Annotated in this window: 26 protein-coding genes and 1 riboswitch; of the genes, 19 read left to right on the forward strand and 7 right to left on the reverse strand. The window is 28.2% G+C overall.

Features of this window, described 5'->3' with window-relative positions; translation table 11 throughout:
* The first annotated feature begins 359 nt into the window (after positions 1-359).
* Positions 360-752 (forward strand): hypothetical protein, encoded by a 393-nt coding sequence (locus AC2JAQ_RS05485; protein WP_488458294.1) that lies wholly within the window; start codon positions 360-362, stop codon positions 750-752.
* Between the two features lie 197 nt (positions 753-949).
* Here AC2JAQ_RS05485 and AC2JAQ_RS05490 read toward each other — a convergent pair whose 3' ends face one another.
* The 5 genes from AC2JAQ_RS05490 to AC2JAQ_RS05510 all read right to left on the reverse strand — a co-directional run bounded on the left by AC2JAQ_RS05490 (position 950) and on the right by AC2JAQ_RS05510 (position 6,093).
* Complete coding sequence (locus tag AC2JAQ_RS05490) at positions 950-1,639, reverse strand: radical SAM protein (protein WP_488458295.1); 690 nt, start codon at positions 1,637-1,639, stop codon at positions 950-952.
* Between the two features lie 21 nt (positions 1,640-1,660).
* Entirely contained in the window at positions 1,661-2,365 is a 705-nt protein-coding gene (locus AC2JAQ_RS05495) for a B3/B4 domain-containing protein (protein ID WP_488458296.1), read from the reverse strand.
* 204 nt (positions 2,366-2,569) lie between these two features.
* Positions 2,570-2,665: riboswitch (guanidine-I (ykkC/yxkD leader) on the reverse strand.
* Positions 2,666-2,826: 161 nt separating this feature from the next.
* The gene (locus AC2JAQ_RS05500) at positions 2,827-3,321 is read right to left on the reverse strand and encodes an NUDIX hydrolase (RefSeq protein WP_488458297.1); all 495 of its coding nucleotides are present in this window, start codon (positions 3,319-3,321) and stop codon (positions 2,827-2,829) included.
* Between the two features lie 413 nt (positions 3,322-3,734).
* A complete protein-coding gene (gene feoB / locus AC2JAQ_RS05505; RefSeq protein ID WP_488458298.1) occupies positions 3,735-5,858 on the reverse strand; it encodes a ferrous iron transport protein B in 2,124 nt (707 codons plus the stop codon).
* Positions 5,859-5,871: 13 nt separating this feature from the next.
* Positions 5,872-6,093 (reverse strand): FeoA family protein, encoded by a 222-nt coding sequence (locus tag AC2JAQ_RS05510; RefSeq protein WP_488458299.1) that lies wholly within the window; start codon positions 6,091-6,093, stop codon positions 5,872-5,874.
* 476 nt (positions 6,094-6,569) lie between these two features.
* On the opposite strand from AC2JAQ_RS05510, the gene AC2JAQ_RS05515 reads away from it, so the two are divergent.
* Positions 6,570-7,424 carry a hypothetical protein gene (locus tag AC2JAQ_RS05515; protein WP_488458300.1) on the forward strand — a complete coding sequence of 285 codons (855 nt, stop codon included), beginning with the start codon at positions 6,570-6,572 and terminating at the stop codon, positions 7,422-7,424.
* A 113-nt stretch (positions 7,425-7,537) separates the two neighbouring features.
* Here AC2JAQ_RS05515 and AC2JAQ_RS05520 read toward each other — a convergent pair whose 3' ends face one another.
* Positions 7,538-7,870, reverse strand: a complete 333-nt coding sequence (locus AC2JAQ_RS05520) for a DUF3784 domain-containing protein (protein WP_488458301.1) — start codon at positions 7,868-7,870, stop codon at positions 7,538-7,540.
* A 415-nt stretch (positions 7,871-8,285) separates the two neighbouring features.
* On the opposite strand from AC2JAQ_RS05520, the gene AC2JAQ_RS05525 reads away from it, so the two are divergent.
* The 8 genes from AC2JAQ_RS05525 to AC2JAQ_RS05560 all read left to right on the forward strand — a co-directional run bounded on the left by AC2JAQ_RS05525 (position 8,286) and on the right by AC2JAQ_RS05560 (position 13,464).
* Positions 8,286-8,516: a PH domain-containing protein gene (locus AC2JAQ_RS05525; RefSeq protein WP_488458775.1), complete on the forward strand. Its 231-nt coding sequence runs from the start codon at positions 8,286-8,288 to the stop codon at positions 8,514-8,516.
* A 4-nt stretch (positions 8,517-8,520) separates the two neighbouring features.
* Positions 8,521-8,850 (forward strand): hypothetical protein, encoded by a 330-nt coding sequence (locus tag AC2JAQ_RS05530; RefSeq protein ID WP_488458302.1) that lies wholly within the window; start codon positions 8,521-8,523, stop codon positions 8,848-8,850.
* A gap of 284 nt (positions 8,851-9,134) precedes the next feature.
* Positions 9,135-9,281, forward strand: a complete 147-nt coding sequence (locus AC2JAQ_RS05535) for a spore coat associated protein CotJA (protein WP_488458776.1) — start codon at positions 9,135-9,137, stop codon at positions 9,279-9,281.
* Between the two features lie 12 nt (positions 9,282-9,293).
* Positions 9,294-9,545 carry a spore coat protein CotJB gene (locus tag AC2JAQ_RS05540; protein WP_488458303.1) on the forward strand — a complete coding sequence of 84 codons (252 nt, stop codon included), beginning with the start codon at positions 9,294-9,296 and terminating at the stop codon, positions 9,543-9,545.
* Between the two features lie 12 nt (positions 9,546-9,557).
* Entirely contained in the window at positions 9,558-10,124 is a 567-nt protein-coding gene (locus tag AC2JAQ_RS05545; protein ID WP_488458304.1) for a manganese catalase family protein, read from the forward strand.
* A 290-nt stretch (positions 10,125-10,414) separates the two neighbouring features.
* The gene (locus tag AC2JAQ_RS05550; protein ID WP_488458305.1) at positions 10,415-10,972 is read left to right on the forward strand and encodes a hypothetical protein; all 558 of its coding nucleotides are present in this window, start codon (positions 10,415-10,417) and stop codon (positions 10,970-10,972) included.
* A gap of 240 nt (positions 10,973-11,212) precedes the next feature.
* Positions 11,213-12,199 carry an ROK family transcriptional regulator gene (locus AC2JAQ_RS05555; protein ID WP_488458306.1) on the forward strand — a complete coding sequence of 329 codons (987 nt, stop codon included), beginning with the start codon at positions 11,213-11,215 and terminating at the stop codon, positions 12,197-12,199.
* 14 nt (positions 12,200-12,213) lie between these two features.
* Positions 12,214-13,464, forward strand: a complete 1,251-nt coding sequence (locus AC2JAQ_RS05560; protein ID WP_488458307.1) for an NUDIX hydrolase — start codon at positions 12,214-12,216, stop codon at positions 13,462-13,464.
* A gap of 189 nt (positions 13,465-13,653) precedes the next feature.
* Here the strand turns inward: AC2JAQ_RS05560 and AC2JAQ_RS05565 are convergent, their stop codons facing one another.
* Entirely contained in the window at positions 13,654-13,995 is a 342-nt protein-coding gene (locus AC2JAQ_RS05565; protein WP_488458308.1) for a winged helix-turn-helix transcriptional regulator, read from the reverse strand.
* Positions 13,996-14,234: 239 nt separating this feature from the next.
* Between AC2JAQ_RS05565 and AC2JAQ_RS05570 the strand changes: the two genes are divergently transcribed.
* The 9 genes from AC2JAQ_RS05570 to AC2JAQ_RS05610 all read left to right on the forward strand — a co-directional run bounded on the left by AC2JAQ_RS05570 (position 14,235) and on the right by AC2JAQ_RS05610 (position 21,669).
* Complete coding sequence (locus tag AC2JAQ_RS05570) at positions 14,235-14,870, forward strand: flavodoxin family protein (protein WP_488458309.1); 636 nt, start codon at positions 14,235-14,237, stop codon at positions 14,868-14,870.
* Positions 14,871-14,916: 46 nt separating this feature from the next.
* Positions 14,917-15,762 (forward strand): aldo/keto reductase, encoded by an 846-nt coding sequence (locus tag AC2JAQ_RS05575; RefSeq protein ID WP_488458310.1) that lies wholly within the window; start codon positions 14,917-14,919, stop codon positions 15,760-15,762.
* 229 nt (positions 15,763-15,991) lie between these two features.
* On the forward strand, positions 15,992-16,954 hold the full coding sequence (locus tag AC2JAQ_RS05580) for a helix-turn-helix transcriptional regulator (protein ID WP_488458311.1): 963 nt from the start codon (positions 15,992-15,994) through the stop codon (positions 16,952-16,954).
* Between the two features lie 366 nt (positions 16,955-17,320).
* On the forward strand, positions 17,321-18,370 hold the full coding sequence (locus AC2JAQ_RS05585) for a helix-turn-helix domain-containing protein (protein WP_488458312.1): 1,050 nt from the start codon (positions 17,321-17,323) through the stop codon (positions 18,368-18,370).
* 103 nt (positions 18,371-18,473) lie between these two features.
* Positions 18,474-19,250 (forward strand): nitroreductase family protein, encoded by a 777-nt coding sequence (locus AC2JAQ_RS05590; RefSeq protein WP_488458313.1) that lies wholly within the window; start codon positions 18,474-18,476, stop codon positions 19,248-19,250.
* Between the two features lie 16 nt (positions 19,251-19,266).
* Entirely contained in the window at positions 19,267-19,632 is a 366-nt protein-coding gene (locus AC2JAQ_RS05595; protein ID WP_488458314.1) for an ArsR/SmtB family transcription factor, read from the forward strand.
* Positions 19,633-19,737: 105 nt separating this feature from the next.
* The gene (locus tag AC2JAQ_RS05600; protein ID WP_488458315.1) at positions 19,738-20,103 is read left to right on the forward strand and encodes a hypothetical protein; all 366 of its coding nucleotides are present in this window, start codon (positions 19,738-19,740) and stop codon (positions 20,101-20,103) included.
* A gap of 101 nt (positions 20,104-20,204) precedes the next feature.
* Positions 20,205-20,726, forward strand: coding sequence for a DUF4342 domain-containing protein (locus AC2JAQ_RS05605; RefSeq protein WP_488458316.1), 522 nt, complete (start codon positions 20,205-20,207; stop codon positions 20,724-20,726).
* 394 nt (positions 20,727-21,120) lie between these two features.
* Complete coding sequence (locus AC2JAQ_RS05610; protein WP_488458317.1) at positions 21,121-21,669, forward strand: ubiquitin; 549 nt, start codon at positions 21,121-21,123, stop codon at positions 21,667-21,669.
* The last annotated feature ends 3 nt before the right edge of the window (positions 21,670-21,672 follow it).

Here is a 21,672-nt window from a genome sequence, read left to right on the forward strand (position 1 = left end):
ATGAAAAAATAAATAGAAGTTAAAGAATGAATCTTGAAAAATTTGAGGTCATATCAAAAGTTTTTATAACTATTTTGATATGATCTTATTTTTATATTATTTAAAAAAGAGCTTTAAAGTGTGTTTGCTTTATAAGAGAAGAATTTTCTATGTTCAGTGAAGAATATTATCCAAACCCTTAAAATGTAGACTTGATTACAAAAGAAGTCTTTAAAATTTAGTAAAAGTTTATAAGAAGTATATAACATGAGAATTTGCTATTTTAAAATTTATATTTAGTTATAAAGTGTAATTAACTTAACTTATTAACAAAATTGCTATATAATGTTAATAAGTTGTGAATTAAAGAGGTGAATATTATGAATAAAAACGATAAAAAATTTAAGTTTATAGTGTATTTAGACAATAAGGAGTTAGTAAAGCAAATTTTTTATTCTAACATTTCTCCCTTTACATATTACACTTTGCCAGTTTGCGGAATACCTGCTGGCAGGGTTATTTTTGAAATAGAAAATAGAAAAATTTACTTAAAAGTAAAATTAAATGATTTTGAAAAGGGTGAACACATTGAGACCTTAAGTGAAATAGGTTTTGAGGATTTAGATGATTTCAAAATTAAGAAAACGAAGAATAAGGATGTATATCACATTACAATAGCCAAGAAAAAACACAGTGTTGGACTAAACTGCAGCAATGGTTTAAATGATGATCTGGCCAAGGAAATAGTTGATTATGTAAGGGGAAGCTCTTAGATGCATAATTTAAAGAAGATAAATTTTTATATTGTGGCAAAATTTTAAGCCTCAAAAGAAAAATAAACAAGATGACTAATTTAAGTTTTATAAGAATAAAAAAGTAAAATAGACAGATTATCTGTCCATTTTTACTTAATTATTATCATATACTTAGTAATTTAAATTTATAATCTTGTATTTAATAATCTATGTATTTAGCAACTTAGTAGCTCCCTTGAAATTTCATCAAATCTCTCATCAGATATACCAAGTTTTTTCTTAAATATATCATCATCAATTCTAGCAACAATAACCTTATTAGGAGAGATTGCTTTTATAACTTCCTTTAATTTATTAACTGATTCAGGGTCATCATTATATCCTTTAACTATGGTTATTTCAAATATAAACTTCCCATTATATTGTTTGTTAAAGGAAGCCATATTTGATATGTATTCTTCAAGGGTATAGCCTTCAATTGGCCTTTGAACCTTTTGAAAATCTTCCTCTGTTATTACCTTTATTTCTCCAATAACCTCATCACATTTATTAGCAATCTTTATATATTCATCTTTTCCTAATATGTATCCATTAGAAAGTAGTCTTACAGGAACTCCTTTTGATTTTATAAAATCTATAATATCTTCAATTTTATCATTTATTAAGGCTTCGCCCTTTGAATTAATAAAGATTAATTCTGGATTTGTATCATTAATTATATTTTCTAGTTCAATTAATGACGTATTCACTTCATCAAAGGATTTTTGAGTATCTATTTTATTCTTTGATCTTCCTATAGGACAAAATATACAATCAAAATTACAGTACTTTTCTGGAAGTACATTAATCTCTAAAACTCTTTTTCCATCCTCAATATAAACCTCTTTATAGGTAAAATTACTCATAAACTTATCCTCCGTAAATACTTAAATTATAGCTTCTTTATTATTAATATGAAGTATTGAAATCTCACATTTTCCACCTAAGTTTTCTTCTATTAATTGAGATAATTGTTTTAAGGCTTTTTCAAATTCTTTTTCTCTTTTTTTATCAACTAACTCAATGCATAAGAAAGCATTTTTTGTGTCTTCTGTTAACATAGTTCTTACTGACTCACGCCAATTCCAGCATCTGCAAATAGCTCCTTCATCATCTTTATAGATTATTTCACCTTCATATGGTGGTTCACTTTTATCTGATCCTAAGGTAATAAAGCTTTCATCTCCAATTGCCTTAGTTAATCTTATATCTCCAACAAATTTATCTATATCTTCTCCACCACAAGGTAGGGCATATTTTAATGATATAGAGTTGTAAATATCTACTAGAGGATTAATTGTTCCTAAGCCTTTACCAGTAGAAACTCTCTTTAACAAAGCTTCAATTGATGACCTTGCACCTTTTTTAGTCTTAAACTTTTTAAAGGCATCTCTCCATACCTTAATAACTTCATTGCTGCTAAAGTCTTCATTAGGTAAGTGGCTTAAAGCTTCCTTTTCTGATTGACAAATCATATCCTTGTAATTATTCTCATCTCTTATAGTGTTATCTATGCCAGTGCAAGTGATAATACCTATCTTTGCATTAGGGAATAGATCCCAAAAATCATCCTCAATAATAAACTTTTTCATATTAATATACCTCCTTTAAAATAAATCCATAGTAAGTTTACTCATATTTACAAGAAACTCAATCTTCAAGTGAATCACTTTAAAATAAATCATAGTTAAATTTACTCTTAATACTACTAGATTTTAGCTTAATATATCTGTAATCTTACATATTCATTTAAAACTTACACTAAAATAAAAAAGCCAGAGAAATATTATAAAAATATCTCCCAGGCTTTTATCCTTCCGTGTTCACAGTTATCTGTGCGTTTTCTCTCGGACCAGCTAGCTAAAAGCTACGGAACCCTAGAAAACTTTATACTATTAAACTTTAATTAACAAACTTATATGTATAAATTAATTTTATCATAGCATTAAGTTTAAATCAAATTCTATAATTTAAATTTGAATCTTGATAAATAAGTAATCTTTTAGTATTTAATTAAAATTGTTTAAGGAATATATAAATGAAATTTACCAATCTAAATTTGAGAAAAATTACCTTCATAAGTTACTATATGTTCAATTTCATTCTTAAGGTTAGTTAATTTCTCTCTAAAAAATGTAGGGTAAGCACGATAATTACTTAGTTCGTTTATTGGAATCCAATGCATAATTTCTTTAACTCCACCAGTATAGCTATTACTATTTAACTTACGTGTTCCTCTAGGTTTCATTAAAAAGTAAAGGCATATTTCATGGCACTTTTTACCTTCCAAACTTCCATCACCCTTAAAGAAGTTTTCATGTATAAATGCTAATCTATCAACTTCATATTCTACTCCTGTTTCTTCAAGGACTTCACGCTTTACAGCCTCTTCAGCTGATTCACCCATATGTACTCCACCACCAATAGAGTAGTAGTAATTTTCCTTTTCATTACCGGCAAAAAGAATAGCTCCATCCTCAATAATAATTGCTGCAGCACGGTAACGAAACCAGTTATTTTCCTTTGTAAAACCACAATCAAATTTCATAATATTTAAACCTCTCCAAATTCATATTTATACTTCCACAATTATTTTATCATATTTTGACAATATAAAGGACCATATGAAGCTTTTATCATATAGTCCTTTTATTTTAAGCAAAGGCTATGTTTTAAGCTAGTGTTGATTTTAGATAGAACTGTAAGACCATCTTAATAAGCAGTTTAGAGTTTCTTTATCTATGGAGAAATAATAGCGTTAAGAGGCTTTTTCTGTTATTTTCTTAGGAATACAATCTCACTAAGTTCGATTGCATAAGTTCAAGATACCAAATTAAAATTTGGGCTTTCACTTAAGTTTAAAAGCCTTAGCTATTATTTTGGAATAGATAATAGAAACTCTCTGCGAAATTAAGTAGGTCTGAAGGGCTAGCTAAAATTAACATTCACCTAAAACAGATTCTAAGCAAACAATCTCCATATTTGAGTTGTAATAAAACAAACAACTATGCCTGCGATTGTTGGTATCAAAAAGCCTAGGGCAGTTAGTTTAAGACTCTTAGTTTCTTTTTTGATTGTCCAAAGTGTGGTTCCACAAGGGTAGTGCATTAAGCATAATATCATAACATTAATTGCAGTTAACATTGTCCAGCCATTAGCAACCAATAACTCTTTAAGCTCAACTAAGCTATCTAATTCTATCATTGTTGTGGCTCTTAAATAACTCATTATTATTATAGGCATTACTATTTCATTTGCTGGTAATCCTAATATAAATGCCATCAATATATAGCCATCTACGCCTATTACATTGGCAAAGGGATTCAAAAAGTTGGCACATATTGATAGTATAGAAGAGTCTCCAATCATTATGTTAGAGAATATCCATATAACCACTCCTGCTGGAGCTGCAATAGCAATGGCTCTACCTAAAACATAAAGAGTTCTATCTAATATTGATCTTACTATAACTTTACCTATTTGAGGTTTTCTATATGGAGGTAGCTCTAATATAAAGTTTGAAGGAACTCCCTTTAATATGGTTTTTGACAATATCTTAGATACTAGTAATGTCATGAAAACTCCTAAAATAATAACCATAGTTACTGTAATGGCTGATATAAAACTGCCTTTTATCCCAACAGCTATTCCTCCTATAAATATAGAGGAAATGGAAATAAGCATAGGAAATCTTCCATTGCAAGGCATAAAAACATTAGTTAATATGGCTATAAGTCTTTCTCGAGGAGAATTTATTATTCTACATCCTATTATTCCTGCTGCATTACATCCAAGGCCCATACACATAGTAAGGGCTTGTTTACCACAAGTGCAACATTTTTTAAAGCATTTATCTAAATTAAAGGCTATTCTTGGCAGATAACCTAGGTCCTCTAACAGAGTAAACATAGGAAAGAAAATTGCCATAGGAGGTAGCATTACTGAAATTATCCAAGCTAAAGTGACATAAACACCATCAATTAATATTCCTGGTATCCAAGAGGGGAGGTTTAATCCTGCAAAGAATTCTCTAAGATACTGTTCTCCATATCCAAACATATTAGCAAGCATTTCTGAAGGGTAATTTGCTAAGGTTATAGTTATCCATAATACAACTAGTAGAGTAGCTATCATAATAGGTATTCCAGTTGATTTAGATACTAGTATTTTATCTATTTTCCTTTGGGTATTATTATATTCCCCTTCAGTTTTAACAACTTTATTTCCAACCCTTTCAGCTTCTTTTATTATAGATTTTATTATTATATCTTCTATTGATTTATCTTTAAAATTCTTAATAAGATTTTCTCTTATTTTATATATGGTCTGCACATATTCTTCTTGGATATTATATTTTTTATATAAGGAGTTTAAAATGTTATGATTTCCCTCTAAGATTCTAATAGATATCCATCTGCTTTTTCTTTTATCCACTTTAATAGCTTCGTTTATTATAACTTCTATTTCTTCTATTGCTTTTTCTATATCAAAACCATAATTTATTGCATTTGCTTTCTTCTTTGGTAGCTTAACTTCTTTAAATATAGCTTCTTTTAATTCTTCTATGCCAATTCCATTTCTAGCAGATGCTGAAATGATAGTTGAATTTAATTCCTTAGATAGTGATTCTAAATCTATTCTTATGTTCTTTTTCTTTGCTTCATCAATTAAGTTTACGCATAATATTACTTTATCTGTTATTTCAGATATTTGTATAAATAAGTTTAAGTTTCTTTCTAATGATGTAGCATCAGCTACAACAACTACTATATCGGGCTCATTAAAACATATATAATCCCTTGCTATCTCTTCTTCTTCAGAATTCGATAACAATGAATATGTTCCTGGTAGATCTACCACCTTTATTATAGAATCTTTAAATTCATAATATCCTTCTGCATTAGCTACTGTTTTACCAGGCCAATTTCCGGTATGCTGATTTAATCCAGTAAGGGCATTAAATACGGTACTCTTACCTACATTGGGGTTACCAGCTAATGCCACAACATAGTCTTCTTTAATGTTTCCTTTTGTTTTATCTGATGATAATAATCTAATCCCAGTAGAATTTTTAGTTAAGCCCATATATGCCTCCTTACTATTTTATTACTTCTATACTTTCACTCTCCTCTTTTCTTATTGCGATTACAGCACCTCGTATTAAATATGCCTTTGGGTCCCAAAAAGGCCCATCATATAAAACCTTTATATTAGTTCCTTCTATTATTCCTAAGTCAAAGAATCTTCTCCTTAGTTCTCCTTCTGCTTTTATATCAACCACTTTAACAGTTGATAATGTTTCAGCCTCATGTAATTTCATATTTTATTCCTCCTAAAGTTTAATTCTCAGATTATTTGTTTGAGTTTTATCCAAAAAAATTTTAAAATTTAATCTATTAATGGTGCATTCTATTATAATAAGCTATGATAAAAAACCACTTAATGTGATTAATATGTCTTTTGATTTATGGTATAAAAAAAGAAGTAAGTTCAAGGGTTTTTGATAATAATATAAACTTTATTGCAATAAATTATGATGTAGATATTAAAAAAGAAGATAATGGCTTTACTACTTTTAGATTAATCACATCAGACTAAAAAAGCGATTTGCTTTTTATGAGTTTAAGGAAACAAATTAATAGAAATATTTTTAAGTTAGTGATTTATTTAGATGAATAAAGTAGAATAATTATAGAAAGTTTTAAAGATGGGCTTTGTTTTATGTAAAAATTAATAATGGTTTGAAAGAGAGTCTAAACTTAAGATGATAGAAAACAGGAGTGTGAGGCGGAAAAAATGGATGTTAGAATATACAAAATTGATACAGGATTAACAGGAAAGAACTTTAGTAGTAATAAAAGAAATAATTTTCCTATAGGAGGAAAGACTAATTCTTTCTACTCAGTTGGTAACTTAATGAGAGGGATAGAAGACTATTTTTTGCAAGGAAATCTGTATTTTATAGACAAAGAAGAGGAACTAGAGAAGTTTGAAAATCCTTTAGGAGATAGATGGATAGCAAAGAGAAAATATTACATAAACCATCCTAAGAAAAGTAGAGAAAACTATCTTATAGAAGCAAACAAATTTCATGAATACATATTTAGAGAGCAGTTAGAAGAGGTAGCAAATTACTTGCATTCTGAATTACATATAAATTCTTTAAAAATAGAAGTAAAAGAGGGAAATGATTTTTCATCATATACAAATTTACCTATTGAAGAGATGAAACTTAATGGTGAGGGAAAAGCAGAGCTAAAGGACAATAAAACTCTAGAGATTAAGTGGAGTGAAAATGTTGCAAATAATGATACTACTACTGAAGTAACTGAAAGAAATATAAACTTAAAGAGTGAAACAAATGGCAATAGTGTCTTAGAAAGTAATTGGAAAGAAGAAGTGAAAGTTAATCAAAAAGAAATAGGGGAAAACTCAGGAAATGAGAATCTAAATTCACATAATGAATATTTTGGGATAGGGGACTTTAAAGGATTAGTTGATAGGGTTAATGAATTTATGACTTCTAATAGAAATGATTTAACATATAACCTAGAAATAGATAATTCTTTTGAAATGAGTGAAAAAATAGCAAAGAAGATAGGTGTTAATCCTACTTGGCTTAAGAAATGTTGCTTTAAATTAACATATTAGTATTTTCAACTTATTATAAGAAATAAAAAAAGCCTAGTTAGAATATATCTAACTAAGCTTTTTTTATTAGTTTTTATGAATATAAATTGTTCTAATATTTTTTGTTTCATATGTTATTTTTTATATTTTTCAAATGCTTTTGTTGGGCTAATATGAACATCTTTGAAGAAAACAATTAACCAAATAATAAATGCTATAATTGCACAATACTTACTTACAAAATAAGAGAAAATCGCACCTATAAATAAGATTATTGCCCACAAGAAAAGAGAATTTCTCATATCCATACTCATTTTCTTTTTATCATATTTTTCTCTTTCTTCTTTAGAAAATGAATTAAATCCACTAATCAGTATTGCACCTTTTTCCTTTAAAAAAGCGAAGCAAATCGAAAGTATTGAAAAAAATTCTGCCAATATTAAACATGCTATTACCCCTGTATTCATAATATAGACATCTCCCTAAAAAATTTTAATAAGAATATTCTTTTCTTATACCATTATTATATTCTTAACTTATTAACAGTTTTGCTATATAATGTTAATAAGTTATTAAGTTAAAGTAATTTATTAACGAATATTAAATGTATCAATAGAAAAACAATTTTAATTAGTATCTTTAGTTAGATTTGGTACAAGCAATCAAGAGTGTTCAAATAAGCAAAGTTAATTCTAATATTAGTGATGTTTTAAGTCATGAAATAGTAGAATTTTTAAAATATTTTATAGAGGGTAATTGAAAATGAATAAACTTTATGAAGAGGCAATTAAAAAGCTTATTGATGATGAAAGACCATTAGGCCACTTACAATGTTCTATTTCAACTTTTTTGTACAGTGAGGTGCACTGATCAGGAGTATTAATAGCAACAAATAAGAGAGTATTTTTCTATGGACTAAATGAAGGATTAGAGTACACTGAAAGTTTCTTATATAAGGATATTTCATCTATTGAAGAGGAAGAGGGAATATTTAAAGAACAGATAGTTATACGCGTAGGTGAAGAGGTTATTAAGATATCTAATATACTTTCTGGAAATGTTCATGAGTTTATAAGCATTGTAAGAAATAATATTGACATGAAAAAGGAATGAATTAATGAAAAATAAAAAGTATAAAAGAGGAATTTTAGGATTTCTATTGATATTATTATTAACAGTACCATCCAATAATATCTATGCAAGAGCAGGTGGAGGACATGGTGGTCATGGTGGGGGACACAGTAGTCATAGCAGTCATAGTAGTCATAGGAGTGGAAGAGCAAATAGAGTAAGTAGTGGAGTACATAGTTCATCTGGAAGTAATGATGATTCTCAGGAGGAAGAAAAGTTCACTTTAGGAGATAAGGTTGTAGGGGGAGTTTTTATTGTTGCATTAGTTACAGTATCAATTAAAAGAACTAGAGAAGCTTTGAAAGATATAAAGTAGAAAATTATAAGTAGGAGAAAAATTTCCTAAAGTACATAAAAAAATAGACTACTTATATTATAGGCAGTGCAAATATCAGAAGAGAGAAGACTTGATATAGTTATTTCAAGGAATTAATTTTATTGAAATAGTGTGCCTATGTGTAGATAAATTGAGATTTTAAAAGTAAGTATGGAATAAAATAAACTATTTAAATACTCATAAATATGTAACACCACTTTGGTTATTGACATAGTATGTTAATATAAAAAATCAAAGGAAGGATATATAATATGTCTCACTATATGGATAAAACTATTAATTTAGAGTATGCACGTGCATATGTCTTGCCTCAAAGGTATGAAAATTTATATTCCGTCTATAAGGCTCTATGGAAAGGAACAATATTTAAAGATTTGTATAGACCTTATAAAGAAAAAAGAGAATATTGATGAGGTGAGTTTATGAAAGCACTTGAATTATTAGATGAGATACAAAAGTTTCAATTTTATGCAATAGAATTAAATCTTTACCTTGATAATTTCCCAGAGAATAGAGAAGCTACAGAGGATTTTAAACAGATTTCTTCAAAATTGAGTGAATTATTTCAGCAATTTGAGTCTGAATATGGACCTATAAGAAATTTTGGACAAGCTTATATAGAAAATCCAGAGTGCTGGGTAAATCAACCTTGGCCTTGGGAAATTAGAAGTTAGGAGGATTTAATTATGTGGTATTATGTAAAAACCTTAGAATATCCAATAAACTTAAAGTGTAATGATCTTAGAATGGCAAAGTTCTTAATATCTCAATATGGCGGGCCTGATGGTGAATTAAGTGCAGCACTTAGATATCAAAACCAAAGATATACAATGCCAACAAATAAATCAAAAGCTTTATTAACTGATATAGGAACAGAAGAAATGGCTCATGTGGAAATGATCGGAACTATGATTTATCAGTTAATGGAGAATGCTTCCGTTGAAGATATAAAGAAAGCAGGACTAGGTGAGCGTTACACAGACCATGGTAAAGCATTATTTTATTCTGATGCTCAAGGAAATCCATGGACAGCAAGCTACATTCAAGCAAAAGGAGATGTTATAGCTGATTTACATGAAGATATGGCAGCAGAGGAAAAAGCTAGAGCAACTTACCAATGGCTTATAAACTTAACCGATGATCAAGATATAAAGGAAATATTACGTTTCTTAAGACAAAGAGAGATTGTTCATTTTCAAAGATTCGGTGAAGCATTAATGGATGTTCAAGAAAAGTTAAAATGTAAAAAATAAGCAGAAATAAAAGAGTCTTATTTTGGACTCAGTCCAATTAAATATGCGTTATTAAAAAAGATTCTTAATTTCTAATAAGCCGCACACCTAAATTCAATTGGTGTGCAGCTTATATTATAGCATTGCTATATCTCAAACGTTTTCTTATACATAAATAAGTGTTTTATTAAAAATTTTAAATGTAAGAATGTCTATTAATTTTAATGAGAATAAAATATTAAAAATTACTAAATATATATATATAATTTATTAAAACGTATTTTAGGCGTGATTACAAAGGAGTTAGAGTAATGAGAAGAAAAACAAAGCGTTTATTAGTTTTTTTTATGCTTATAATGATAGCAACAAGTAATGTAGCATATGCAAAGACTAATATTTCACATGAACAATTAGAGAAAGAAGTAGCAGAACCTTATGGACCTAAAGTAGAGGATTTAAAGAGTAAAGATGTTATTATTAAAAACTTACAAAATATAAAGAGAATAAGAGGAAATTTACTTTCTGTTAATATAACTGAGAATTCAAAGCCTGAAGATTTAAAAGACACCTATAAGCAGTTAGATTATTATATTCAAGAGTTCAATGAAATTAAAAAAAACTTAGACAATAATATAAGTTCAAATAAAGATTCTTTTTCAGATGTATTTTTCTCTGAACAAATTTTATTTATAGCTGAAAGTTATATTATAAGCTTAAGGCAGCAGCAAAACTTAATAAATGCATTACAAGAACAAAGAGTAGAGGCTAAAAAACTATTTTATTCAAGCTATCTAATACCTACATATTATTATCTTAATTTAGGAGATCAGATGACATCATATATTGATAATTATTTTGTAGTATCATAAGTGAATTAAGAAAAGCTTATAAAATTGAGTTTAAACTTGTAATAAATATTTAAAGCTAGATGACCAAGGAGGACATCTAGTTTTATTTTGTAATAAATTAGAGTGAGGTATTTCTAAGAAAATATAAATTAATTAAAAAATAAAGATCCTAATATTGACACTTAAAGTATAAACTGCTTTAATTAAATTATTAAAACACTTTTTAAAACTATTTTAAAAAGTCTAGAGAGGTTAAAATAAATGGCAAATTCAGTGACTATAAAAAGTTTAAATATTAAAAATATCTATGAGGTATTAAAAGAAAATCAATCTATGAGCAAAACAGATATAGCTAAGTGCACAGGGCTAAGCTTTCCAACTGTTAGTACAATCGTAGAATACTTAATAGAAAGGGAAGAAGTAATTGAAGTAGGTTTAAAAAGTTCATTAGGTGGAAGATGTGCAAAAAAGTATAGTATTAATCCAATGTATGCAGTTTCTTTATTATTATATTTAGAGGGAAATAAAATAAATTGGATATTAAATGATTTCTGTAGAAGCAAAATAGATTTTGGAACTGTAGTATTAAAAAATAGTATAGTTGAAGAAATCGATAACATAGTATCCTTGACAAAATCTAAGTATTTTCAGTTAGCAAGTATGGTAATTGGTATTGCAAGTAATGTTGCTAATGGAAAAGTAGAATCATATTTAGAATATGAAGAGTTAAAAGAGATAGACATAATTAAATATTTCACAGAAAAATATAATATACCTGTAGAAATAGAAAATGATATGAATGTTGCAATTAATGGATATTGGGAAAGACATGATAATAAAGATAAGGAAGTAATTGTTAACATATATATGGGTGATAATGGAGTAGGTGCAGGAATGATCTTTGGTGGCAAGGTATGGAGGGGTGCAACTAGCTTTGCTGGAGAGATACATTATCTGCCTATAGATGATAATAATTTAAGTTATTGTAAAAAGGGCTTTCATGGAATTGATATTGTTGAGTATTATGGCAAAATAATTCAATCATATATAGCCTTAGTAAATCCTAATTTAATTGTTATATATAATAATTCATTTATATCAGATAAATTAGAAGAGATAATAGAGTATTGCAAGCTTAGAGTTCCAAAAGAAGTAATGCCAGAGCTTATTTTATCTGATGAATTTATAAGTGACTATGAGTATGGATTGGGCAAAATTGCTATTGACTTAATTGATAGTAAAAATTAAATGGGGGAGATTATATGAGATATTCACATGTAGTATTTGATATTGATGGCACTTTAATAGATTCAGAGAGTGCTATTTTAAAATCATTGCAAAGAGTTGTATTAGAAGAGAAAGGTATAAGAAAAAATTTAGATGAATTAAGATTTTCACTAGGTATTCCAGGAAAATATGCTTTAGAAAAGTTAGAAATTGAAGATTGGGAAAGGGCAGAGGAAAAATGGAATAAATACTTTAATGATTATTCTGATGAAGTAGATCTCTTTGTTCAGGTAAGACAGGTAGTACAAGCTTTGAAGTCAAATGGTATAAAGCTAGGAATTATAACATCTAAAACTAAAAAGGAATATGAAGATGATTTTCTAAGATTTGGATTACATCCATACTTTGATGTAGTAATCTGTGCTGATGATACTAAGAAGCATAAACCAGATGGCGAGCCAATGGAAAAATATTTAGAAATAACTAATGCTAAAAAAAGCAATGTAATTTATATTGGTGATTCAATTTATGATATGCAATGTGCTAAAAACGCAGGTGTTGACTCTGTATTAGCATTATGGGGAGCAAATGATGCAGAAAAAATAGATGCAACTTATAGGATAAAAGAGCCAAAAGAAATTCTAGATATTTTAATTGAAAAACATAAACCAAATAAGGATTGGCTAGATTGGGCTATAGAGTTACAGTACCTAGCACAAGTTGGACTAACATACTCAAAGGATTCCTTTGACTTAGAAAGATTCCAAAGGATTCGTGAAATATCATGTGAAATTGTTGCTGCAAAGACAGAATTAGACTTTGAAAAAGTAAATGATTTATTTTGTAATGAAACTGGCTTCCAAACACCTAAGTTAGATACAAGAGCAGCAATCATTAAAGATAATAAAATATTACTAGTAAAGGAATCAAGCACTAACACTTGGTCTTTACCAGGAGGATGGGTTGATGTAAATCAATCTATTTACTCAAATACAATTAAAGAAGTAAAAGAAGAAGCAGGACTTGATGTTATTCCAAGCAAAATAATAGCTGTCCAAGATAGAAATAAACATAATATCCCAAGATATGCATATGGAATATGTAAAGTCTTTGTACTTTGTAAGTTAGTAGGTGGAGAATTTAAACCTAACATTGAAACCTCTGAAAGTAAGTTCTTTGCTCTAGATGAATTACCTAATTTAGCTTTAGAAAAAAACAATGAATCTCAAATTCAAATGTGCTTCTTAGCATCAAAAGATCATAATTGGGAAACAGTATTTGACTAAAGTATAGAGAAAAAATAAGAAGTTTTTTACTTGGTATAAGTTGAATTGGATCAAAAGAAGAATCTTTGTTCTATTTTTAATTTAATATTTTTATAATGTTTTAATATAAGAAAAACTCCTATGTAGTCATATTATACATAGGAGTTTTTAGTTCTAATAAGAATTCAATAAAGAAAAATATTAATTACGTTATTCACAACTGCCATCTAAATCAGGGTAATATTTAATAGACCAAGCTTCAAATTCTTTAATGAGTTTGGTAATCTCTTTCCCCTTATCTGTTAGATGATATTCAACTTTAGGTGGAATCTCAGCATATATTACCTTACTTATTAATCCATCGCTTTCTAATTGTTTTAAATTTTCATTTAAAATTTTTTGGCTTATTCCTTTAACAATTCTCTGAAGCTCTAAAAATCTTTTGGGTTCTTTATATAAACTACATAATAAAAGAGCTTTCCATTTACCACGTATAAAATCCATTGCAAAATCTAATAAACAAACATACTCTTTGTTGTTGAAAGAAATCATTAAATTACCTACTTTCAAATCTTTTTATATAAGACATTATACTAAATTTATTAATGTAAATAAAGAATATAGCATATTTATATTAATAATTTATTTCTTATGTAAATGGGATATTATAATAAATCTTACTTTTAGGTAAGACACCTAACTTAAAAGTGCGTACTTGTTAATTAATATAGACGTTTATATAATGAGGACATAAGTGGAGAGACAAAAACTAAACATAAGGAGATGTAATTGTGAAAGTAGTTGCTTTTAATGGAAGTCCTAAAAAAGAGGGCAATACATATAAATCAATAGAAGTTGTGGCAAAAGAATTAGAGAAAGAAAATATTGAGGTGGAGATTATTCATGTTGGAAATAAGGTAATACGTGGATGCTTAGCCTGTGGTGGATGTAGTAGAAATAAGAATGAAAAATGTGTCATTGATAATGATGAAGTTAATGAATGGATTGCAAAGATGAAAGAAGCTGATGGGATTATATTAGGATCTCCAGTTCACTATTCTGCTATTGCAGGAACTATGAAATCATTCTTAGATCGTGCATTTCTTGTAACATCAGTAAATGACGGTATGCTTAGACATAAAGTTGGAGCAAGTGTTGTTGCAGTTAGAAGATCAGGAGGAGTTCCAGTATTTGATCAATTGAATAACTATATTAATTATTCAGAAATGCTAATGCCTACATCAAATTATTGGAATGTAGCTTATGGTAGAACAGGAAATGAGGTTCTTCAGGATTCTGAAGGAATGCAAATAATGAGAGTATTAGGTAAAAATATGGCTTGGTTAATGAAGCTTGTTGAATTTGGGAAAGAAAATGTTGAAGCACCAAAAAGAGAAAATAAGGATTTTATGAGTTTCATAAGATAAAGATATTAATAAAAATAATTAAAAGTTTGAAAGGAAATGAATTAATATGACAAATAATATGAATAGTACAATTACTTTAAATAATGGTATTGAAATGCCAAGATTAGGACTTGGGGTTTTCAGAGTAGAGAATAGTTCAGAATTAGTGAATGCAGTTAAAGTAGCAATAAAAAATGGATATAGAAGTATTGATGGTGCAGCTATATATGGAAATGAAGAAGCTATGGGAGAAGGAATAAGAGAAGGTATAAAGGAAGCAGGAATTTCAAGAGAAGATTTATTTATAACTTCTAAGGTTTGGAATGCTGATTTAGGATATGAATCAACTATAGCAGCTTATGAAGCAAGTTTAAAGAGATTAGGTGTGGATTATTTAGATTTATACCTTATACACTGGCCAGTAGAAGGAAAATATAAAGAAGCTTGGAGAGCATTAGAATATCTATATAAAGAAGGTCGTGTTAAAGCTATAGGAGTAAGTAACTTCCAAGTGCATCATCTTCAAGATTTATTAAAGGATGCTGAAATAAAACCTGTTATAAACCAAGTAGAATTACACCCATACTTAAGTCAAGAAAAAGTTAGAGAATTCTGCAAAGAAAATGATATTCAAGTTGAAGCATGGTCACCTTTAATGGCTGGTAATGGATTATTAGAAAATGATGTATTAAAAGAAATAGCTAAAAAGTATAATAAAACAACAGCTCAGGTAGTATTACGTTGGGATTTACAAAGCCAAGTAATAACTATTCCTAAATCAACAAATGAAGGAAGATTAATTGAAAATATAGATATATTTGATTTTAATCTAAGTAAAGATGATATGGATAAAATAGATAGCTTAAACAAAGATTTAAGAGTAGGACCAGATCCAGATAATTTTGATTTCTAATTTACTTTATTTCTGATTATGATAGAGCTTTAAATGTCCAAAAGTGGAGTTAATTACTTCATTCTTATCTAAATAAAAGATATAAACTGCCCTTAATAAGAAATATCGCTACATTTTTTAGTGGTTATCTTATGTAGGGCAGTTTTTTATTTTAGCAAAAATGGAACTGTATTAAAGGGAAAGAGGGTTTATACTATAATTACCAGCTTGGCACTAAGGGGGAATAGAAATGAGGTATTCAGAATTAATATTTTTATGTATTAAATATATTGAAGAGCATATTACAGAGGCTTTAACATCAGATGAAATAGCAAAAGCAATGGGATATTCCACATATCATTTTTCAAGGATATTTAAAAAGGAAATGGGAGTATCTATTATGGAATACGTTAAAGATAGAAGGCTTTTAAGAGCTGCAGAAGATATTATTTTAGGAGAAAAGATACTTGATGTTGCAATAAAATATGGCTATGAAACAAATAATGGCTTTACAAAAGCTTTTAGAAAAAAGTATGGTTTCTCTCCAGCAGTAATTAAAGTATTTGTTATAAAAAAAATTCAAGAAGAGAATGGGGGAGAATATTATATGGATAAAATTTATGAGAATGCAAACATGTTTTTAAAATCTACAGAGTATTATAAAGAGCCTAAAGAACTATACAATCAATTAGTTAAAAGTGTTAAAGAAAATAAATTGTTTAATGATTTTACTAGATTAGAGAAAGCATACCAATTAGCTTGTTTTGCTCATAAAGGTCAAAAAAGAAAATCAGGTGAAGACTATGTTACTCATTCTATTAATGTAGCTATTATATTAGCAGAAATGGAAACTGATGAGGAGACAATAATAGCAGGATTATTACACGATATTGTTGAGGAAAAAACTCCTGTTACATTAAAGATAGTAGAGAAGACTTTTTCACCATCAATATCAAAAATCATAGAGAATACAACAAAAGCTTATAATCCATATATGGAAATAAAAGAGGAAGGTGATTTTTATGATAGTGTTAGTTTAATTAGATTAGCAGATCGTCTTCATAATATGAGAACACTTCAATTTACTGAGCCAGAAAAATGGAGGAAAAAAGCTAAGGAAACCATAGAGATATTTTCACCAATAGCGGCAAAGTTTAATAAATCAAAATTAAAAGCAGAATTAGATAATTTATCACTGAAGTATGTTACCTAAATTGGTTAGATATCAACTAACAATGTGTAAACTTGCTATCTTATAAATAATCTAAAAATCAACACTAGTCTAAAATAGAACCAAATTTAAAAGAGCTTACTTTAAATAGTTATAGAAAAATATAATATGAATAAACTAAACTCTATATCCTTAGGTGCTGATATAAGCTGCCTAAGGATATTTTTATTAGTAAAAATTAATAGAGCATAAGAAAGACTTGAGTCTAACTCTAAATAACTTAACCTATAGTTAAGTTATTTAATTTTAAATTAACTATTATTCAATAGTAAGGGAGTATTACTCTTGATAAAATAGTAATATCAAAAGCTTTTGTTATTATTATCCAAACAAGGAGTAGATATTATAATGAGAATAAATCAGGTTATAAGGGAAAAGAGAAATGCCCAAGGATTAACTCAAGAGCAAGTTGCTATGTATCTTGGAGTATCAACACCAGCGGTGAATAAATGGGAGAAGGGGACTTGCTATCCTGATATCACCATATTACCAGCCTTAGCAAGACTTTTAAGAGTTGATTTAAATACATTGCTTTCATTTAAAGAAGATCTATCAGAACAAGAAATAGGTATTTTTGTGAATAAGCTAGTAGAAATAGCAAGTAATGATGGATTTGATGCAGCCTTTGAAAAAGCTATAGATAAAATCTATGAGTATCCTACTTGTGATAAATTAATTTTGACAGTTGCTACAGTTTTGCAAGGAAGCATGTACATGTTTGGGCTGGAGAATAGAGAAAAGTATGAAAAGCAAATAGAAGAGTTTTACGTGAAAGTTACAAAAAGTGATGATATAGAAGTTAGAAATCAAGCAGTTTCTATGCTTATAAATATATATTTAGGAAGAAAAGAGTATGAAAAGGCACAAGAGTGTGTGGATAAATTACCTAACATTAATTATGATAAAAAAGTATTACAAGGAAATATTTACAACAAATCTGGTGAATTTCAAAAGGCTGCTGAAATTTTTGAACAGAAGCTACTTTCAGCCACTACTGATATATTTATAAGTTTAATTTCTATGCTTGAAATAGCATTAAAAGAAGGGCGTAATGAGGATGCTAAGTATTTTGCAGAAGTTTTAGATAAGACAACAAAGTTATATGATTTGTGGGAGTATAATTCATATAGTGGATATTTTGAATTGTATAAAGCAGAAAAAGATGTAGAAAATTTTGTACCTATATTAAAGAAAATGTTAGACTCAATGGGCAAAAAGTGGGATCCATCAAAATCTAAATTATATAAGCACATAAAGACCAAGGAAAATGATGATGGATTTAATGAACAACTTCTTTCTAACTTTATAAGTATGCTAAAAAATGATAAGAGTGATGAATTAGATTTTTTAAAGGATAATGAGGAATTCCGTGAATTTTTAAATAATAACTTGAAGTAATTTTAAAAATTTAATGGTAAACAAATTCTTTACCAATAAACATAAAAAATATCTATTTGCTATAATGGTTTAAACAAATAAACCAAATGGAGATGGATATATTATGAAAGAAGAACATATCATTGAAGTTAATAAAAATCTTTGTATTGGATGTGGTCTTTGTAAAAAGGATTGTCCAGCAAATAATATAATCATTAAGGAAAAAAAGGCAGTAATAAAAGATCAACTTTGTATAAAATGTGGTCATTGCGAAGCCATATGTCCTAAAGCAGCTATTACATTAACTGGATTTAAAGAAAAACCAATGGAATTTAAAGAACAAACTACTTTAGATTCAAATGAATTGTTAATGGCACTTAAAACAAGAAGAACAATTCGTCACTTTAAAAATAAAGAAGTTCCTTCAGAAATTGTAGAGAAAATTATTGAAGCGGGTAGATTAACACCTAGTGCTAAAAATGCACAAGATACATCATACATTGTTTTAGGTGAGGATAAAGGGAAATATGAAGCTGTTGCAGTACAATTTTTTAAAAGAATACAACCAATTGCAAGTCTTTTTATGAAAAGTGCAAAAGAGGTTACAATTGATGATAATTTCTTTTTTAAGAAAGCTCCTATAGCAATAATGGTAGTATCAAAAGATAAAATCAGTGGTTCACTTGCAGCATCAAATATGGCATTGATGGCTGAGTCTTGTGGCCTGGGTGTACTTTATAGTGGATTTTTTACAACTGTGGTAAAATACTCACCAAAGTTACGTAGACTTTTAAATTTAAAACATAATGATAATGTGGTGACAACATTAGTGCTTGGATATCCAGATGTAAAATATAGACGTACTGCACAAAAAGAGGAAGCTGTAGTTAGATATTTATAAGTGTTAGGAGAAAGTTATGGAAAAAGAATGTGAGGAAAGATTAAATGAAATAACATCAAAATTTAAAATATGCTGTAAAGCTATTTCTGCTATAGGAGATGAAACTAGACAATTGATTTTACTTACACTTTTAGAGAGTGACTTCAATGGAATTAGAGTTGGAGAGATTACAGAAAAAACACATCTTTCTCGACCTGCTGTATCTCATCACCTTAAAATATTGAAAGAAGCAGAAATTGTCAATGTACGTAGAGAAGGAACAAAAAACTATTATTATTTAGATTCAAATGAATCACAATGGAAAACACTAACTGAGGTAATAAACCTTATATTTATTGGAATACAACATATTGGTAAAGATGATGCCAGAAAAGAGGAGTAAACTAAAAGTATTAAGGTTGAATTGATGAAAAGTGTATAATCTATAAAGAAATTATTGTATAGTTAACTAATGTAATAAAATAAATAGTTTCAGGAGGGAAGTCCTATGAAAAAGTACACAAGAGAAGAATTGAAGGATGTATTACAAGTTGTATCTTCCACTATTAGTAGATGTGAAAAAATGCAGCCTAAGTTTGCAGAGGGTACATCACAGCATACATTACTTAAAAATAGATTAAAGGCTCTATATATTTCACAGTCATTAATAACAAATGAGAATATTATGGACAAATATACAAAGGAAGACTTAACAAAAGCACTTCCACCTGTATCTTCCATTATAAGCAAATGTGAAAAAGCACAATCAAAATTTGAAGAAGGTACTTCTAATTACAATAGATTTAATAAAATAATAAAAGCCATGTATATATCAAAAGCATTAATAACAGATGAAATTAATAAATTAAATTAATTTTTAATCTAATTTTAATCTTTCTTATATTTTAGATTAATTTTCTAAAAGTATTATATAACCAAGATGAATAATGTAATCAATTCGTGGAGGTAATATAGATGGAAAGAAATGAAATGATTAATACTTTAGTTAGAAAGGCTAATATAAGTCAGGAAGAGGCACAAGAAGTGTTAGAAAAATGTAATTGGGATCTTTTAGATGCTATTGTTTACTTAGAAAGAAGGGGAAAAGTAGAAAATAATGAAGTTACTGCCCTTACTGTAGTAGAAGTAAAAGAAGATAAGAAAAAGCAGGATGAAAAATATGGTGGTATTGGAGAAATTATTGGAAGAATGTTTAAGTTCATAGGAAAATTCATAAGAAAAGCAAACAAGAATTTCTTTGAGATTAGAAAAGATAATGAAAAACCAATAAGAATATCTTTAACAATATCAATACTTTTCTTAATATTCTTATCAGTACCAACTATAGTATTATTAATAATAGGATTATTCTGTGGATACAAATATTCAATTTCAGGTTCTGATTTTAATTATGATGGAGTAAACAACGTTTTTGAAGAGGTATCAAAATCAGCAGATCATATTAAAAAAGATTTCAAAGAAGGATATGAAAAATAGTTTTTAGATAGTATTCTTAAAGGAGCTACATCAAAATAACTCTTTAATAAAACTTTATAAATATATTCCGAGAATTACTGAATTGCACTAAGAATTTATAGCGATTACTCCGAATAATTTGCTAAAGCTCAGAACTGCCGCTGGTCAAACAGCTTCGCTTCTTAACGCAAATTAGTCTACGTAATAGCTTAAATTCTAAAGTTCATTCAGATATTCTCTTCATAATATTTATAAAGTTTTATATAAGAGTTTTGATGCAGTTCCTTTATTTTATGCTGTGGAATATTAAGTGAGATGGTATAATTTAATTATTATGGAGAGAATTAAAATGAGGGTTTAAAGTTTGGCTACTAATATAGGAGTAGTGCGCTTCAGCAAATATGGAGGATTATTTATGGAAAAGCTTAAGCTTGTAGATAAGTTAAAGGAGAAAGCTAATATAAGTTATGAAGAAGCGAAAAACGCTTTAGAAAATAGCAATTGGGATATGCTAGATGCCATGCTATATTTAGAAAAGCATGGAAAAGTGAAAAAGCCTTCAGTTAGTATATTTTACACCAACGAATCTAAAGAAAGTTACACTGAACATGGAGAAGTAGTTAATCTTAAAGAAGAAAAAAAGGAGAATAACTCTGAAAGTAAAAATAGTTTTGAAGGGATTTTTGAAGCAATATGTAAGGCCATAGATACCTGCAATAATATCTTCATTGAAATAATAAGAAATAATAAGGTGCTTTTAAAGATTCCCTTTACTGTATTGATACTACTTTTATTTTTTGCATTCTGGATGATCATACCTCTAATGCTAGTTGGATTATTCTTTGATGTAGAATTTTTAGTATCTTCTAAAAAGGTTAATGTAGATAAAATAAACAAGGTATTTAATGAAATATCAAAAGCAGTTAAAGACATAAAAGGCAAATTTACTGATCATATTCACTAATAA

The sequence above is a fragment of the Clostridium sp. LIBA-8553 genome, from assembly GCF_057782465.1.

Bases quoted from the DNA above. Each gene is read 5' to 3' on its own strand.
- AC2JAQ_RS05485 (WP_488458294.1), top strand. From the start codon at position 360: ATGAATAAAAACGATAAAAAATTTAAGTTTATAGTGTATTTAGACAAT.
- AC2JAQ_RS05490 (WP_488458295.1), bottom strand. From the start codon at position 1,639: ATGAGTAATTTTACCTATAAAGAGGTTTATATTGAGGATGGAAAAAGA.
- AC2JAQ_RS05495 (WP_488458296.1), bottom strand. From the start codon at position 2,365: ATGAAAAAGTTTATTATTGAGGATGATTTTTGGGATCTATTCCCTAAT.
- AC2JAQ_RS05500 (WP_488458297.1), bottom strand. From the start codon at position 3,321: ATGAAATTTGATTGTGGTTTTACAAAGGAAAATAACTGGTTTCGTTAC.
- feoB (WP_488458298.1), bottom strand. From the start codon at position 5,858: ATGGGCTTAACTAAAAATTCTACTGGGATTAGATTATTATCATCAGAT.
- AC2JAQ_RS05510 (WP_488458299.1), bottom strand. From the start codon at position 6,093: ATGAAATTACATGAGGCTGAAACATTATCAACTGTTAAAGTGGTTGAT.
- AC2JAQ_RS05515 (WP_488458300.1), top strand. From the start codon at position 6,570: ATGGATGTTAGAATATACAAAATTGATACAGGATTAACAGGAAAGAAC.
- AC2JAQ_RS05520 (WP_488458301.1), bottom strand. From the start codon at position 7,870: ATGAATACAGGGGTAATAGCATGTTTAATATTGGCAGAATTTTTTTCA.
- AC2JAQ_RS05530 (WP_488458302.1), top strand. From the start codon at position 8,521: ATGAAAAATAAAAAGTATAAAAGAGGAATTTTAGGATTTCTATTGATA.
- AC2JAQ_RS05535 (WP_488458776.1), top strand. From the start codon at position 9,135: ATGGATAAAACTATTAATTTAGAGTATGCACGTGCATATGTCTTGCCT.
- AC2JAQ_RS05540 (WP_488458303.1), top strand. From the start codon at position 9,294: ATGAAAGCACTTGAATTATTAGATGAGATACAAAAGTTTCAATTTTAT.
- AC2JAQ_RS05545 (WP_488458304.1), top strand. From the start codon at position 9,558: ATGTGGTATTATGTAAAAACCTTAGAATATCCAATAAACTTAAAGTGT.
- AC2JAQ_RS05550 (WP_488458305.1), top strand. From the start codon at position 10,415: ATGAGAAGAAAAACAAAGCGTTTATTAGTTTTTTTTATGCTTATAATG.
- AC2JAQ_RS05555 (WP_488458306.1), top strand. From the start codon at position 11,213: ATGGCAAATTCAGTGACTATAAAAAGTTTAAATATTAAAAATATCTAT.
- AC2JAQ_RS05560 (WP_488458307.1), top strand. From the start codon at position 12,214: ATGAGATATTCACATGTAGTATTTGATATTGATGGCACTTTAATAGAT.
- AC2JAQ_RS05565 (WP_488458308.1), bottom strand. From the start codon at position 13,995: ATGATTTCTTTCAACAACAAAGAGTATGTTTGTTTATTAGATTTTGCA.
- AC2JAQ_RS05575 (WP_488458310.1), top strand. From the start codon at position 14,917: ATGACAAATAATATGAATAGTACAATTACTTTAAATAATGGTATTGAA.
- AC2JAQ_RS05580 (WP_488458311.1), top strand. From the start codon at position 15,992: ATGAGGTATTCAGAATTAATATTTTTATGTATTAAATATATTGAAGAG.
- AC2JAQ_RS05585 (WP_488458312.1), top strand. From the start codon at position 17,321: ATGAGAATAAATCAGGTTATAAGGGAAAAGAGAAATGCCCAAGGATTA.
- AC2JAQ_RS05590 (WP_488458313.1), top strand. From the start codon at position 18,474: ATGAAAGAAGAACATATCATTGAAGTTAATAAAAATCTTTGTATTGGA.
- AC2JAQ_RS05595 (WP_488458314.1), top strand. From the start codon at position 19,267: ATGGAAAAAGAATGTGAGGAAAGATTAAATGAAATAACATCAAAATTT.
- AC2JAQ_RS05600 (WP_488458315.1), top strand. From the start codon at position 19,738: ATGAAAAAGTACACAAGAGAAGAATTGAAGGATGTATTACAAGTTGTA.
- AC2JAQ_RS05605 (WP_488458316.1), top strand. From the start codon at position 20,205: ATGGAAAGAAATGAAATGATTAATACTTTAGTTAGAAAGGCTAATATA.
- AC2JAQ_RS05610 (WP_488458317.1), top strand. From the start codon at position 21,121: ATGGAAAAGCTTAAGCTTGTAGATAAGTTAAAGGAGAAAGCTAATATA.